The following is a 14,498-nucleotide window of genomic DNA, read 5'->3' as shown; positions in this document are numbered from 1 at the left end:
CGGCGGAGCCGCTGAGCAGCGACCAGCTTGAGCAAGGTGACCACCGGCGGGTTCTCAGCGGCCTTCTCGCGAGGACAGCGATTTCGCCGTGTATCGGACGTACATCAGAAATCGATCCCGCAGCGAGAAGGCCGCTGAGGTTCCGCTGAGCGACCCACTACTCAAGCCAAGACCAAGGACAAGCAGTGGATCACCGCTGGGTGATCTGGGCGATCTTCCAGTCGTCGCCGTGCTTCTCCGCGTTGATGACCACCTGCGCCGGGCCGACCGAGGGCTGACCGCCGACGTCGGTGCGGGTCGCGTTCTGGTCCACGAACAGCAGCACCTCGGCGCGGTCGCCTTCCAGACGGGTCACGCTGCTTGCCTTGACCGTGGTGGTCACGACCAGCTTCTGGATCGGCGCCTGCTCCTTCACGGTGGCGAACAGCTTGTCGTACTCGCCGACGGCACCACCGGTGAGCAGGTCCTTAGCGGCCTGCTCGGTCTTGCCGGTGTCGGCGAAGTCGTAGGAGAAGATCTTCTCGACGCCGTCGGAGATCTGCCCGTTGACCTCGCTGGTGGTGGCCTGGTCGGAGAGCGCCTGGTTGCCGTTGCGCACGGCGTAGGCCTCGACGCCGAACCAGGCGGCGAGGCCGGCGAGCACCACCGTCGCCACCAGCATCGCGGCGATCAGGTTCTTGGTTGCGCCGCGGCCACCGGTGGCGGGCTCCGCGTCGGACTCGGACTGCTCGGCCGGGTCGCCCTCCGCGCGTTGCGCCTCGTCGACGTCGCCGGGCCGTTCGGCGTCCGGCTGGTTCGAGCGGGCCGGTTGCTGGGCGGCGCCGTCCTGACCCGCGCCCGGCGTGGTCTGGTGCGTCGTGCCGTTGCGCTTCGCGCGTCCGGCCTTGCCGGTGCTGACCGGGCCGTCCTGCGGCTCATCGGCGGGCTCGGCGGTCACCTCGGAGCCGTCGGACTCGCCGGGCGTGGCGTCGTCCGCCTGAGCCGCCTGCTCCTGCGCGTCCTCGGTCTCCTCGGCCGACGTCGCGCCGGTCTCGGTGTCCGGCGTCGCACCGGTCTGTTCCTCGGTGGCCGCCTCGTCGACGGCCTCGGCCGAATCCTCCGGCCGGTTGAGCCCGATCCGGGTGCTGTTCGCGGTGGAGCCGGAACGGCTGCGCTGACCGGCGACGCGCCGCCGCGACGTCGATCCGGGACGGCGGGGACTGGACACGGGAACCACTCCTAGTACGAACGAGTCGGCACAGCTGGATCGGGGCGGGCCGGGCTCAGCCGACCGCGACGGGACCGAGGACGCTGAGCTTCCAGTCCGCGCCCTCACGGGTGAGCTCGGCCTGGTACCGGCTGCGCTTCTCGGTGGGCGGCTGGCCCTCCGGGGTCACGGTCACCTTCACCACCGCGATCATGCGGGCCTTGCCGGCGCGCTCGTTGAGCTCGGTGAGCCCGGCGGAGAGCACCTCGGCCTGGGTGACCGTCTTGGCCTGCGTGATGCTGTCGGCGTACTGCTGCCGACCGCGCACGACGTCCTCGTGCAGCGGCCCGGTGGACGAGCGCTCCCACAGGTCGAGCCCGTGCTGCACGTCGCGGTGGTCGAGCGTGTTGAAGTTGATGATCGACTGGGTGCCCGCCTGCAGCGCGGCATCCCGTTCGGCACCGTAGGCGGCGCTGCCGCCGTTGGCCGCGACGGCCCAGCTGACGCCGAAGAACAGCGCCGCCACGAGGGCCACGGCGAGCGCGATCGACGGGATCAGCAGTGGCGACCGCGTGGTCCTGGACGTGCGGTTCTCGGGTTCGGGGCCGGCGTCGGCCGCGTTCTCGGTCATCGGGTCACCTCGTTTCACGGTGCCGTCGGAGGTCACTGTCCAGGAGCGTTCTGCGCCCCGCGGACGTTGATCGGGCTACCCGGCGGCTCCGCACAGTGTGCATCAGTGTTCAGCGGTGTCGGCGCGAGGTCGTTACCCGCACGTTTGTCGGTTCCTTCGTAACCCGCCGTGCACGGAAGCGGGTCGAAGATGTTGAGGGCCAGCCCGAAGTGGGCGGTGCCGTCGCCCGGAACCACGCTGTATCCGCCCGCGGAGACCATCGGGTAGGTCACCATCAGCTGCTCGATGCCGTCGTTGTTGGCGGCGAGCAGGTCGGTGGTGCTGGTCAGGTTGGTGATCAGGGTGCCCAGCTGCGGCCCCGTCTCGTTGAGCAGCCCGCTGACCTGGCGCGCGGCGGGCGGCGCCTTCTTGATCAGGTTCCGCAGGTCCGGGTCGGACGTGCGCAGCTGCTCGGCCAGCAACTTCAGGTCGGAGCTGTAGGAGCGGATCGCGGAGCCCTGCTCGTTCTGCGTGGCGAGCACCGTGGTGCCGTCCTCCAGCAGCTGCCGGGTCTGCGGCAGGTGCTGCTGGGCTTCGGTGGTGAACTCCCGCGTCGTGTCGAGCACGCGCTGCAGGTTGCCGCCGTTGTCCCGGAACGCGGTGCCGAGCTCGTTGACGACGGTGCGCAGCGAGTCCTCGGGCACGGACTTCGCGAAGTCGTCCAGGTTGGTCATCAGATCTTCCACCGGCAGCGGGGTGCTGGTGGCGGCGCGGTTGATGACGGAGCCGTCCTTCAGGAACGGTCCGCCGTCCTTCCTGGGCCGCAGGTCGACGTACTGCTCACCGACGGCGGAGCGGTTGGTGACCACGGCATCGACGTCGGAGGGGATGCGCTTGTGCCCGGCCTCGATGTCCAGCGGCACTTCGATCCCACCGCTGGTGAGCTTCATCTCCCCGACCCGCCCGATGGGCACGCCGCGGTAGGTGACCTCGGCGTTGTCGAAGATGCCGCCGGAGTCGGCCAGGTTCATGGTCACGACGTAGCCGCGCGGACCGAGCAACCGGTCCAGCCCGGCGTAGCGGGCACCCGCGTAGCCGATGCCGACGAGCGCGATCGCCAGGAACGCGACGATCTGCAGACGGGTTTTGCGCGTGAGCATCAGTCATCGCCTCCGAACAGGAAGTCGAGCAGCCCACCGTCTTCGTCGTCCGGCTTCGGGGCGGGAGACGTTTCGGGTGCCGTGGGATCGGTGCCGCCCGTTCCCGGTGCCTGCGGCGCCTGCGGTTGCAGCGGCAGCGGCGGTGCTCCGGGCAGGTCGATCAGCGGCTGCCGGGCGCGGCCGATGTTGCCGATGATGTTGGTGAGGTTGAGATCGGCGTCGATGTAGAGGTTCGTGTAGTCGCCCTTGATGCCTTGCGCCGCGCCGTCGGTGAACGGGTAGGTCAGCAGGATCTCGAAGGACTTCGGCAGGTCGTCGCCCGCCGCCTCCAGCTGCGCCAGCGTCGGTTGCAGGGCTTGCAGGTTGTGCACCAGGTCGTCCTGGCTCTGGTCGACGACGTTGGTGGCGACCCCGGAGAGCTTGTCCAGCGACTGCAGCATCGTCACGAGCTGACCGCGCTGGTCGTTGAGCACGCGCAGTCCGGGTTCGAGGTCGCGCAGCGCGGTGTCGATGTTGCCGCGTTGCTCGTTGAGGCTCGCGGAGAGCCGGTTGACGCTGTCGAGGGCGCGGGTGATGTCGTCGCGCTGCGCGTCCAGGCCGGCGACGAGTTCGTCGAGGTTGCCGAGCAGGTTGCGGGCGTCGGCTTCGCGTCCTTCGAGCGCGTTGTTGAGCTCGCGGGTGATGTTCTGCAGCTGGGACACGCCACCGCCGTTGAGCAGCAGCGACAGCGCACCGAGGACTTCTTCGACCTCGGGGTTGCGACCGCTGCGGTCGATGCCGATGACGTCGCCGTTGATGAGCTTGCCCTGCGGCGCCTCGGGTTCGGGCGGCACGGCGAGTTCGACGTACTTCTCACCGAGCAGGCTGGATTGGCGCAGCCGGGCGATGGCGTTGCCCGGCAGCTTGACGTCGCGGTTGACCTGCAGGACCGCTTCGGCGTCCCAGGAGCCGGGGGCGAGTCCGATCTCGCTGACCCGGCCGACGGGCACGTCGTTGACGCGCACTCCGGCGTTGGGCACCAGGTCCAGGACGTCAGCGAAGCGCACCTTCACCTGGTAGGGCTTGTCGCCGAGGTCGGCGCCGCCGGGCAGCGGTAAGCCGGAGACTCCGGTGAATCCGCAGCCGCTCACCAGCACCAGCGCGGTGGTGGCGAGGGCGACGATCTTCCCGGCGCCGAGCCGGGCCGATCCCGCGGGCCGAGCCGCCCGCCGGTTCGCGAAGGTTCCGCGGCTGATCACTGGCCACCTCCGGTGACGAGCGGGGCACCGGTGCCACCGAGCGGGAGCACGGGGTCCCCGGCCGCGCCGCCGTTCTGCTGCGCGGGCGGATTCCCCTGCACCTGCGAGAGCAGGTCCGCGATGCTGGAGACGGGCAGCAGCCCGTCGAGCACCGGCTGGATCGCGTTGCAGGCGTCGAGCACGTTGTCCGGCAGCTGCAGCGGGGTGCCCGCGGCCGGTTGGCGGACGAGCTTGCACACGCCGACCAGCGGCGGCTCGTTCAGCTCGTTGATCACCGCGCGGGTGTCCAGGGTTCCGGAGGCCGCGTTGTAGGAGTTCTGCAGGTTGCCCAGGGCCAGCGGCGCGTCCGTCAGCGATTCCGACAGCGCCGCCTTCTGGTTCACCAGCACCTGCGCCACGCCGTTGAGCTGGTCCACGTTGGACTTGAGCCCTTCCCGGTTGTCCCGGACGAAGGATTCGACCTTACCCAGCGCGACGGCCAGTTCCGCCATGGATGCGCCGAGGTCTTCGCGCTCCCCGGCCAGCAGCGAGCTGACCTCCTGCATCTGGGTGTTGAACCGGCGCACCTGCTCGTCGTTGGAGTTGAGCATCGAGGTGAACCGCTGCAGGTTGTCGACGGTCGCGAACAGGTCCTTGCTGCTGCCGGACAGCGTGCTGCCCGCTTGGCCGAGGTGCTGCAGCGTGTCGGCGAGCGCTTGGCCGTTGCCGTCGAGGTTCGCGGCCCCGGTGTTGAGCAGGTCGCTGAGCGCGCCGTCCTTGTTCGCCCCGTCCGGGCCGAGCGCGGAGGTGATGTCGTTGAGGCTGCGGTAGACCTCGTCGAGTTCGACGGGCGTCGCGGTGCGCTCCTTCGGGATGACCGCGCCCTCGGCGAGCTTCGGTCCTCCCTTGTAGACGGGAGCGAGCTGCACGTACCGGTCGCTGACGACGCTGGGCGAGACGAGCACCGCGTTGACGTCGGCGGGCACGTCCACGTCGCGGTCCAGCGACATCGTCACGCGCACCGTCCGCCCGTTCGGGGTGACCTCGTCGACGGTGCCCATCGGCACGCCCAGCATCCGCACGTCGCCGCCCGGGTAGACGCCGACGGCCGCGGAGAAGTACGCGGTGACGCGCTTCTCGTTGGCTCCGTAGAACAGCCACCACACGGCGCCGGTGGCCAGCAGCGCGACCGCGCAGGCGATCGCGATCAGGCTGGTGAGGGGTGGTTTCCGGGTGCTCATGGCTTGCAGCCCTCCGGGTTGAGCGGGCCGACGGCGGGCGGAAGCAGGCCGCAGATGTAGGTGTCGAACCAGCGGCCGGTGCCGAGCACGTTGGAGAACACCCTGGTGAACGGCCCGAAGGCCTCGATGCTGCGGCTGAGGTTGTCCTGGTTGCGCTGCAGCATCTTGGTGACCTTGTCCAGCTGGGCCAGGGTCGGGCCGAGCTGCGCGGCGTTGTCGTCGACGAGTCCGCTCAGCTGCGCGGACAGCGCACGGGTGCCGTCGAGCAGCGAGCTGATCTGGTCGCGGCGGTCGCGGATCTCCTCCAGCAGGAGGTTCCCGTCGGCGAGCAGCTTCTCGAACTCCGCGTTGCGGTCGGCGACGGTGCGGGACACGTTCGCGGTGTTCGCCAGCAGCTCCTTGAGCTGCTGGTCGCGCGAGGAGATCGTCTGCGACAGCGCGGAGAGCCCGTTGAGCGCCCCGCGCACGTCGTCCGGGGTGTCGGAGAACGTGTCGGACAACGTGCGGAAGCTGTCGGCGAGCTGCTGGGTGTCGATGCTGCCGACGGTCCGCTGCAGGCCGCTGAACGCTTCGATCACGTCGTAGGGCGCCATCGTGCGGTTCAGCGGGATCGGGTCCGAGGAGGACTGCTCCTCGTCACCGCGCGGGTCCAGCGCCAGGTACTTCTGCCCGAGCAGCGTCTTGATCTTGATCGCGGCCGTGGTGTTGTTCCCGATCCAGGTGTCCTTGACCCGGAACGACACCGCGACGTGATCGCCTTCGAGCTCGACCGAGCTGACGGTGCCGACCTTCACCCCGGCGACCCGGACCTCGTTGTCCGGCACCAGACCGGCGGCCTCGCTGAAGTTCGCCTGGTAGCTGGTGCCGCTGATCAGCGGCAGCCGCTCGAAGTTCATCGCGACGGCGAACCCGATGAGCAGCACCAGGATCCCGGCCACGCCGATCTTCAGCGGATCGCGCTTCTGGAAAGACGTCATGCTTGGCACCTCGGCTGGGTCACCGGCATCAGCGGCAGCGGGATGTTCAGATCACCGATGCCGACCTGGCCGGACAATCCGCACAGGAAGAAGTTGAACCACGCTCCGTGCGTGCCGGTGCGCGTGATGGTGTTCAGCTTGTCCGGCATGTTCTGCAACGTGCGTTCGGTGATCTCTTCGTTGTCGTTGAGGTTCTTGGACAGTTCGCCGAGCCCGGCGATGTCCTGCTGCAACGGCGGCCGCGCTTCGGTGAGCAGTCCGGCGGTGGTGTTGGTGAGGCCGTCCAGCGCGCCCACCGCTTCACCGATGGAGTCGCGGTCCTCGGAGAGACCGGACACGACCTGCTGCAACTGCACGATCAGCCCGGAGAGCTGGTCGTCGCGGGCGTTGACGGTGCCGAGCACCCCGTTGAGGTTGTTGACGACCTCCCCGATCACCTGGTCCTTCGCGGCCAGCGTGGAGGTCAGCGACGCCGTGTGCGCCAGCAGGCTCTGCACCGTGCCGCCCTCGCCCTGCAGGACCTGGATGATCTCGTAGGACAGCTTGTTCACGTCGTCCGGCGACAGCGCCTGGAACAGCGGCTTGAAACCGCCGAGCAGCACCGTGAGGTCCAGCGCGGGTTTGGTCTGCTCCAGCGGGATCGTGCCGCCGGTGGGCAGGTAGTCGTTCGGTGCGCCCGCGCCCTGCTCCAGCGCGAGGTAGCGCTGGCCGACCAGGTTGCGGTACTTGATCGTGGCCCGCACCGACTTGGGCAGCTTGCGCTGCGAGACGTTGAACTCGACCTCCGCGACCCGCCGGTCCACGACGCTGATCTGCTCGATCTGGCCGACCTTCACACCCGAGATCCGCACCTCGTCGCCCTCGTTGAGGGCCGTGGCGTCGGTGAACCGGGCGCTGTAGGACTCCGAGGAGCGCAGGTCGTTGTTCGCGATGGTGATCACCAGGACGCCGCTGGCCAGCACCGTGACGAGCACGAAGATGCCGAACTTGACCAGTGGCCCGAGGATTCCGCGCGCGTTCATCGGTAGCTCACCTCCGCTCCGCGAAGCACCGGTCCGACCAGCAGCGAGCCCCAACCGGGCACGCCCTGGGCGGAGGTGCCCATCGTCGGCGCCAGCACCGTCGAGACCATGTCCCGTTCGGCCGGCGAGTTCTGCAGTCCGAGGTCATCGAGGGCCGGCGCGCTCGCCGACTGCGGCGAGGTGCTCGCCGGGGCCCCACCGCTGGGCAGCAGGCCCTCGTTGCCGGTGCGGGCCGCGGGCGGCGGCACCGAACCGTCGTTGAGCGGACCGTCCGGCGGGTACTGCGGGAACGGCTTGGGGCCGTTGACGAAGTCGTAGCAGCGCGGCCCGCGCTTGTCGCCGTACACCGGCTCGTCCTGGTTCGGGATGTACTTCCCGCGGTTCGGCACGATTTCGAGCGTGATGTGCAGACCCGGCTCCTTGGTGCCGACGCCGAAGGCGTCGTTGATCAGCGGCACGTAGTCGGCCATGCCCTTGAGGAAGCACGGGAACGACGGGGAGTACTTCGCGAGCACGTCCGCGGTGGGCCGCGTCGACTCGCCCAACCTGATGAGGTCGTCGCCGTTGGCTTCCAGGAAACCGGTCGCGTCGTTCGACGTCGTGGTCAGCTGCGAGGTCAGCGACCGCAGGTTCTCCTGCTGGTCCACCAGGGTCCGCGAGGTCACCGACAGATCGCCCAGCGCCTGCAGCACGTCCGGGGCCGCCTGTTCGTAGGTCTCGGCCACGCCCACCAGCTGGCGCAGGTTCTCCTGCAGCTGCGGGACGGACGGGTTGAGCCCCTCGACGTACTGGTTCAGCCGCGTGATCGTGTCGCCGACCTCTTCACCGCGACCGTCGAGCGCCTGGTCCAGCGAATTCAGCGTCACCGCCAGGTCGTCCGGGTGCACCGCCTGCAGCACCGGCATCGTGTCCGCCAGCACCGTCTCCAGTTCCACCGACGCGCGCGTCCGGTCCTGCGAGATCACATCGCCCGCGGCCAGCCGCGTCGACGACGCCTGCTCCGGCACGTCCAGCGACACGTAGCGCTCACCGAACAACGTCCGCGGCAGCAGCCTCGCCGACACGTTCGCGGGCAGCAGCCGCGCCTTGTCCGGCTCCAGCGCCAAGTGCAGCTCCGCGCCCTCGTCGGTGGGCCGCACCTCGTCGACCCGGCCGATGATCATGCCGTGCGCTTTGACGTCCGACTCGGGCAGCAGCTGGTTCCCGCTGCGCGCGGCCTTGAGCACCACGTCCACGCTGGACTCGAAGGCGCGCTGGTAGGTGGCGATGGTGAAGGCGAAGAACAGCATGATGCACATCAACAGCGACAGACCCAGCAGTCTGCGCCGCGCCGTGAACAATGCGCTGCGAGTACTCATCCCGTGATCCGAACCGTCGTCGTGGTGCCCCAGATCGCGAGGCTGAGGAAGAAGTCGAGCAGAGCGGTCGTCACGATCGCCGTGCGCACCGCGCGCCCCACCGCGATGCCCACCCCTGCCGGGCCGCCGCTGGCGCGGTAGCCGTAGTAGCAGTGCGTCATGATCACCACGACGCTGAAGATGAGCACTTTCAAGAACGACCACAGCACGTCCTCCGGTGGGAGGAACAGGTTGAAGTAGTGGTCGTAGGTACCGGCCGACTGCCCGTAGAGCTGCACCGTCACCGTGCGCGCCGCCAGGTACGAGGTCAGCAGCCCCAGCACGTACAACGGGACCACCGCGACGAACCCGGCCATCACCCGCGTCGTCACCAGGTACGGGAGGCTGGGCACGCCCATGACCTCCAGCGCGTCGATCTCGTCGGAGATCCGCATCGCGCCGAGCTGCGCGGTGAACCCGGAGCCGACCGTGGCCGACAGCGCCAGACCGGCCACCAGGGGCGCGATCTCACGGGTGTTGAAGTACGCCGAGACGAACCCGGCGAACGCCGAGGTGCCCAGCTGGTTCAGCGCCGCGTAGCCCTGCAGGCCCACCACGGTGCCGGTGAACAGCGTCATGCCGATCATCACGCCGACCGTGCCGCCGATCACCGCGAGCGCCCCGCTGCCGAAGCTGACCTCGGTCAGCAGCCGCAGGGTCTCCTTGGCGTAGCGGGTGACCGACTTCGGGATCCAGCCCAGCGTCCGCAGGTAGAACGACATCTGGTCGCCCAGATCGTCGAGCATCTGCAGTGGCCGGCGAGCCACGCTCTTCACGCGCTGCGTCATCGTCGTCATGCCCGCTCACATCCCCTTGGGCGGCACGACCTGGAGGTAGATCGTGGTCAGAATGAAGTTCACCGCGAACAGCAGCAGGAAGGTGATCACCACGGCCTGGTTCACCGCGTCCCCGACGCCCTTCGGGCCGGGCGGCGGGTTCAAGCCGCGGTAGGCCGCGACCACGCCCGCCAGGAAACCGAAGATCAAGGCCTTGAGCTCGCTGATCCACACGTCCGGCAGCTGCGCCAGCGCGTTGAAGCTCGCCATGTAGGCACCGGGCGTACCGCCCTGCATGATCACGTTGAAGAAGTAGCCGCCGAGCACGCCGACGACGCTGACCATGCCGTTGAGCAGCACCGCGACCAGGATCGCCGCCAGCACCCTGGGCACCACGAGGCGCTGCACGACGGAAACGCCGAGCACCTCCATCGCGTCGATCTCGTCGCGGATCTTGCGGGAGCCGAGGTCGGCGCAGATCGCCGAACCACCGGCACCGGCGATCAGCAGGGCCGTCACGATCGGACTGGCCTGCTGGATGATCGCGAGCACGCTCGCGCCACCGGTGAACGACTGGGCGCCGATTTGCCGGGTCAGCGAACCGAGCTGCAGCGCGATGACCGCGCCGAACGGAATCGCCACCAGAGCGGTGGGCATGATCGTCACGCTGGCGATGAACCAGCACTGCTGGATGAACTCGCGGAACTGGAACGGCCGGCGCGGAATGGACCGGATCACGTCCAGTCCCAGTGCGAACAAACGGCCCGTCTCACGCAATCCTCCCGCACCTGGGAAGGATCGTGCGCTTCTCGCCCGCGATCGCGTGGGCGGTGCGCTCACTGCTCACCACCTTTTCGGCGTCCGAACCAACGGCGGCGGGCGCTCACCGGTTCATCATCGGGTTGGAAACCGGACTGGAACGGCGGCTCGCCGCTGCGCGGCCGGGGCCGCGGCGAGGGGCGGGCGTGACCGTGCGCCGGGGCGGAACCTTGCGGACCCGGGTTCGGCGCCGCCGAACCCTGCGGAGCCTGGTTCTGCTGGGGCCGGTTCTGCGGCGCCTGCTGCGGTGCCGCCTGCGGGGCGGGACCGGCGGGCCGGGTGGCCTGCTGCGAGGCGGCCTGCTGCGGCACCCGGGCGACGTCGCCCTGCGGCAGCGAGCCGCTCATCGACGGGGCCTGGGCCGGAGCGACGCCCGCGCGGATGCCGTAGTGCTCGCGCTCCTGGTCGCTCATGCTCTTGAAGATCTGCTGCTGCGCCTCGGGAGTCAGCGAGTGCAGGTTCGCCATCACGCGGTCCTGCCTGCGCCGCACCGCGGTGCGCTCCGGCAGTCCGGGCGAGACGTCGAGCTGCGGGATGATGTCGGGGACGCCCTTGTCGCCTTCGAGCTCGGCGAGCTCCGCGGCCATCTGCCCGGCGTCCTTCTCCTCGCTCATGCCGATCGGGCCCTGCCTGCGGCCGTTGAGGAACTGCTCCACGACCGGCTCGCGCGAGGTCAGCAGCACCTCCCGGGGCCCGTACATCACCAGGTTGCGGCGGAACAGCATCCCGATGTTGTCCGGCACCGTGCGGGCCGTGTTGATGTCGTGCGTGACGATCAGACAGGTCGCGTCGATCTGCGCGTTCAAGTCCACGATCAGCTGGTTCAGGTAGGCCGTGCGCACCGGGTCCAAGCCCGAGTCCGGCTCGTCGAACAGCAGGATCTCCGGGTCCAGCACCAGCGCCCTGGCCAGGCCGGCCCGCTTGCGCATACCACCGGAGATCTCACCGGGCAGCTTCGACTCGGCGCCGATGAGCCCGACCATCTCCATCTTCTCCATGACCACCTGGCGAACCTCGGACTCGTTCTTCCGAGTGTGTTCGCGCAGCGGGAAGGCGATGTTGTCGTACAGGTTCATCGATCCGAACAGCGCGCCGTCCTGGAACAGGACGCCGAACAGCTTCCGGATCTCGTAGAGCTTGCTCTCCGAGCAGTCGCAGACGTCGACGCCGTCGATCACGACTTTGCCCTGCTCCGGCTTGAGGAGTCCCACGAGCGACTTCAGGAACACCGACTTACCGGTGCCCGAAGGTCCCAGCAGCACGCTGATCTCCCCGGTTGGCAGGGTCAGCGACACATCCCGCCAGATGGTCTGCGCGCCGAAGGACTTCGACAAGCCCTCGACCCTGACCTCGACACCCATCCGGCACCTCCGCGTTCCTTCGTTGGCCGCGTTACTCGCTGGCAGCACTCCGCCAGGTGCAGTAGCGCACCCGAATGGGGAGCCTCGCATATGTGACTCGACTAACCGACGTCAGGAGCGTCACACCTATGCAACGAGCGAGACGCGCACAGGTTACTCATGAGTTCACTTGGATTCCCAGAGCAGGACGAAAACCGTTCCGAACTGTCCGAATTCATCGTTCCGCAGACCGAAAAAATCAATGAAATGTGCACGGACGGAAAAATGGCGGACACCCAGAGTGGATGTCCGCCATCGCGTTCCGCACACCGCGTGATCACCGCGGAAACGGCGTGGCGGCGAAAGTGATCCAGTTCTCGGATCACCCGCGAGGATCGTTATCCGATCGATCCGGCCCGGAACGCAGAACGGCCCCGCCGAAGCGGGGCCGTTCGTGAAGTGCGAGCCGTCCGGCCCCGTCCCTGCGGACTCGGAACCGGACGGCGCGAAATCACTTCAGGGAGATCTTGGCGCCGGACTCCTCCAGCTTGGCCTTGGCCTCGTTGGCCTTGTCCTTGTCGACCTTCTCCAGGAGGGCCTTCGGCGCGCCCTCGACGAGCTCCTTGGCCTCCTTCAGGCCCAGACCGGAGACGACCTCGCGGACGACCTTGATGACCTGGATCTTCTTGTCGCCGGCGTCCTCCAGGACGACGTCGAACTCGTCCTGCTCCTCGGCCTCGGCGGCAGCGCCACCGGCGGCCGGGGCGGCCACGGCCGCGACCGGGGCGGCGGCGGTGACGTCGAAGGTCTCCTCGAACTGCTTCACGAACTCGGAGAGCTCGAGCAGGGTCATTTCCTTGAAGACGTCCAGCAGCTCGTCGTTGCTCAGCTTGGCCATGACGGCGTTCCTTTCAGATCTGCGCTCGCCGGGGCGAGCGGTGCGATGTGCGGGCGGGATCCCGGCGCGCGCGGCGTTCCGGGCCGGGACGGATCAGGAGTCCGACTCGGCGCCCTTCTTCTCCTGCAGCGCGGCGGCGAGCCGTGCGACCTGCGATGCCGGGGCTGCGAACAGGCCGGCGGCCTCGGTCAACTTGCCCTTCATCGCGCCGGCCAGCTTGCTCAGGGTGACCTCGCGCGAGTCCAGGTCGGCGATGCGCTCGACCTCGGAAACCGAGATCGCGCGGCCGTCCATGTAGCCGCCCTTGATCACCAGGGCCTGGTGGTCCTTGGCGAAGTCGCGCAGCGCCTTCGCCGCGTCCACCGGCTCGCCCTCGATGAAGGCGATCGCCGTGGGACCGACGAACAGGTCGTCGAGGCCGTCGACCCCGGACTGCTCAGCGGCCCGCTTGACGAGCGTGTTCTTCGCGACGCGGTAGGTCGCGCCCTCGCCGAGGGCGGTGCGCAGCTGCCCCAGCTGCGCCATGGACAACCCGCGGTACTCGGTCACCACGGTGGTGGTCGCGTTGGTGAACCGCTCAGCGATCTCGCCGACCGCGTCGACCTTGTCCTGCTTTGCCATGTCGCCTCCTCTCTTCGAACGACTCGGAATCCGCGGATGGCGGATTCGTAGCCGGTAACCGATCCCGAGGAGACGAAAAACGCCCCGGCGCAGCAGGGCACGGGGCGTACTCAGCACCGGCGCTGCAGAGCGCTCTGGTGCCGCCACGTTCTCCTGCGCGGGCCGCCCGCATCGCAACGGGACCTTCGTTCCTCCCGCCGACGTGCGGCGCGAGGAAAGACCAGCGGTCTTGGGTGGAACTGCGACCAGAGTACGGCAGGCCTCCACCGTCCCGGACAGCACCCCCGCGGCTCACCGGCGGCGATCTCCGGCGAGCCGCTCGCGGCGCGGGCGCGCACGCTCCGGAACCGGCACCGCGCGGCGTCGATCTCGCGGACACCGATCATCGCGCTTGCCCGGCACGGCAAGATGTCAGGCGTGGCCGACCCCAACGAGTCGCACCGCGACGACCGCTCCCCCCGCCCGACGTCCGAGAACGCCCCCGAGGTGGTGGACGCCGAACTGGTCGTGGACCCACCGGACCAGCGCACGCCGCCGGTGAGCGCGACGCCCGACGACGAGCAGCTCCGGCAGTACCAGCAGTTCCTCGAATTCCAGAAGTTCCAGGAGTGGCAGCGCCAGCAGGGCGGCTCCCCCGGCCCCGCCGGGGCGGCCGCGCCCGGCACCGAGGAGGAGCCGCTCACCGCGCCGCGCCCGCCGCGGGGCAGGCCGTGGTGGAAGAAGGCGCTGGGCCTGCTGCGGTTCAAGCTGATCCGGCGGCTCGTCTACATCGTGCTGATCCTGCTGCTGCTCAACTGGGCCATCAGCCACTACTTCGGCGGCAGCGGCGGTGGCGGCGGCGGCAACGGCGGGGCGCCGCCGAACGCCGCGCCGATCACCCCGGAATCCCCGCAGCAGGTGATCCGCGCGCTCTACAACTACGTCGCCCACGATCCCGAGCAGGCCTGCGCGCTGTTCACCGAACCCGGCAAGGCCGCCTTCGCCTACCACTTCCAGAGCGGGGACTGCGCCACCGCGGCCCGCAAGGCCGGCTCGCAGGTCACCGAGCCCAACTCGTTCAGCAGCCCCGGCTTCACCAACGACGTCATGCAGCAGACCGGCGACCAGGCGCTCGTCGACTCCTGCTCGCTGCGGATCTCCGGCGGCCCGCCGCTGGGCGAGTTCCGCATGACCCGGCAGAGCGACGGCGGCTGGCAGATCGACCAGTACCAGCCGACCAGCTGCTCCTGACGCG

13 protein-coding genes and 1 pseudogene are annotated in these 14,498 nt (G+C 69.1%); 1 reads left to right on the top strand and 13 read right to left on the bottom strand.

Features of this window, described 5'->3' with window-relative positions:
* Positions 1-190: 190 nt before the first annotated feature.
* From BJ969_RS00745 to rplJ, 13 genes and pseudogenes are all read right to left on the bottom strand, one after another.
* Entirely contained in the window at positions 191-1,207 is a 1,017-nt protein-coding gene (locus BJ969_RS00745) for a hypothetical protein (RefSeq protein ID WP_184476287.1), read from the bottom strand.
* Between the two features lie 55 nt (positions 1,208-1,262).
* Entirely contained in the window at positions 1,263-1,817 is a 555-nt protein-coding gene (locus BJ969_RS00740) for a hypothetical protein (RefSeq protein WP_246456645.1), read from the bottom strand.
* A 32-nt stretch (positions 1,818-1,849) separates the two neighbouring features.
* Positions 1,850-2,956, bottom strand: coding sequence for an MCE family protein (locus BJ969_RS00735; protein WP_184476285.1), 1,107 nt, complete (start codon positions 2,954-2,956; stop codon positions 1,850-1,852).
* On the bottom strand, positions 2,956-4,119 hold the full coding sequence (locus BJ969_RS00730; RefSeq protein ID WP_343071679.1) for an MCE family protein: 1,164 nt from the start codon (positions 4,117-4,119) through the stop codon (positions 2,956-2,958). Before BJ969_RS00730 ends, BJ969_RS00735 begins: the two co-directional genes overlap by 1 nt.
* Before the next feature lie 71 nt (positions 4,120-4,190).
* Positions 4,191-5,414: an MCE family protein gene (locus BJ969_RS00725; protein ID WP_184476282.1), complete on the bottom strand. Its 1,224-nt coding sequence runs from the start codon at positions 5,412-5,414 to the stop codon at positions 4,191-4,193.
* Positions 5,411-6,391 (bottom strand): MCE family protein, encoded by a 981-nt coding sequence (locus tag BJ969_RS00720; protein ID WP_184476279.1) that lies wholly within the window; start codon positions 6,389-6,391, stop codon positions 5,411-5,413. Before BJ969_RS00720 ends, BJ969_RS00725 begins: the two co-directional genes overlap by 4 nt.
* Positions 6,388-7,413 (bottom strand): MCE family protein, encoded by a 1,026-nt coding sequence (locus BJ969_RS00715; RefSeq protein WP_184476276.1) that lies wholly within the window; start codon positions 7,411-7,413, stop codon positions 6,388-6,390. The genes BJ969_RS00720 and BJ969_RS00715 overlap by 4 nt, the downstream gene beginning before the upstream one ends.
* Entirely contained in the window at positions 7,410-8,771 is a 1,362-nt protein-coding gene (locus BJ969_RS00710; RefSeq protein ID WP_184476272.1) for an MCE family protein, read from the bottom strand. Before BJ969_RS00710 ends, BJ969_RS00715 begins: the two co-directional genes overlap by 4 nt.
* On the bottom strand, positions 8,768-9,598 hold the full coding sequence (locus BJ969_RS00705; protein WP_425503597.1) for an MlaE family ABC transporter permease: 831 nt from the start codon (positions 9,596-9,598) through the stop codon (positions 8,768-8,770). The genes BJ969_RS00710 and BJ969_RS00705 overlap by 4 nt, the downstream gene beginning before the upstream one ends.
* Before the next feature lie 15 nt (positions 9,599-9,613).
* Positions 9,614-10,426 carry an MlaE family ABC transporter permease gene (locus BJ969_RS00700; RefSeq protein ID WP_184476267.1) on the bottom strand — a complete coding sequence of 271 codons (813 nt, stop codon included), beginning with the start codon at positions 10,424-10,426 and terminating at the stop codon, positions 9,614-9,616.
* A 194-nt stretch (positions 10,427-10,620) separates the two neighbouring features.
* Positions 10,621-11,766, bottom strand: a pseudogene (locus BJ969_RS00695) (ABC transporter ATP-binding protein); the annotation flags it as partial.
* Between the two features lie 490 nt (positions 11,767-12,256).
* On the bottom strand, positions 12,257-12,643 hold the full coding sequence (gene rplL, locus BJ969_RS00690) for a 50S ribosomal protein L7/L12 (RefSeq protein WP_184476260.1): 387 nt from the start codon (positions 12,641-12,643) through the stop codon (positions 12,257-12,259).
* A gap of 93 nt (positions 12,644-12,736) precedes the next feature.
* Positions 12,737-13,264 carry a 50S ribosomal protein L10 gene (gene rplJ, locus BJ969_RS00685; RefSeq protein WP_184476256.1) on the bottom strand — a complete coding sequence of 176 codons (528 nt, stop codon included), beginning with the start codon at positions 13,262-13,264 and terminating at the stop codon, positions 12,737-12,739.
* A 417-nt stretch (positions 13,265-13,681) separates the two neighbouring features.
* Here rplJ and BJ969_RS00680 point away from each other — a divergent pair, with 417 nt between their 5' ends.
* A complete protein-coding gene (locus BJ969_RS00680) occupies positions 13,682-14,494 on the top strand; it encodes a hypothetical protein (RefSeq protein WP_184476253.1) in 813 nt (270 codons plus the stop codon).
* The last annotated feature ends 4 nt before the right edge of the window (positions 14,495-14,498 follow it).

Source organism: Saccharopolyspora gloriosae (assembly GCF_014203325.1).
Classification (GTDB): domain Bacteria; phylum Actinomycetota; class Actinomycetes; order Mycobacteriales; family Pseudonocardiaceae; genus Saccharopolyspora_C; species Saccharopolyspora_C gloriosae.
Note: the sequence above shows the minus strand (reverse complement) of the source record. Positions and strands in the feature narration are given on the sequence as shown.

What these genes read in the sequence shown, in the direction of transcription:
- BJ969_RS00740 (WP_246456645.1), bottom strand. Translation starts at nt 1,817, where the DNA reads ATGACCGAGAACGCGGCCGACGCCGGCCCCGAACCCGAGAACCGCACG.
- BJ969_RS00735 (WP_184476285.1), bottom strand. Translation starts at nt 2,956, where the DNA reads ATGCTCACGCGCAAAACCCGTCTGCAGATCGTCGCGTTCCTGGCGATC.
- BJ969_RS00725 (WP_184476282.1), bottom strand. Translation starts at nt 5,414, where the DNA reads ATGAGCACCCGGAAACCACCCCTCACCAGCCTGATCGCGATCGCCTGC.
- BJ969_RS00720 (WP_184476279.1), bottom strand. Translation starts at nt 6,391, where the DNA reads ATGACGTCTTTCCAGAAGCGCGATCCGCTGAAGATCGGCGTGGCCGGG.
- BJ969_RS00715 (WP_184476276.1), bottom strand. Translation starts at nt 7,413, where the DNA reads ATGAACGCGCGCGGAATCCTCGGGCCACTGGTCAAGTTCGGCATCTTC.
- BJ969_RS00710 (WP_184476272.1), bottom strand. Translation starts at nt 8,771, where the DNA reads ATGAGTACTCGCAGCGCATTGTTCACGGCGCGGCGCAGACTGCTGGGT.
- BJ969_RS00705 (WP_425503597.1), bottom strand. Translation starts at nt 9,598, where the DNA reads ATGACGCAGCGCGTGAAGAGCGTGGCTCGCCGGCCACTGCAGATGCTC.
- rplL (WP_184476260.1), bottom strand. Translation starts at nt 12,643, where the DNA reads ATGGCCAAGCTGAGCAACGACGAGCTGCTGGACGTCTTCAAGGAAATG.
- rplJ (WP_184476256.1), bottom strand. Translation starts at nt 13,264, where the DNA reads ATGGCAAAGCAGGACAAGGTCGACGCGGTCGGCGAGATCGCTGAGCGG.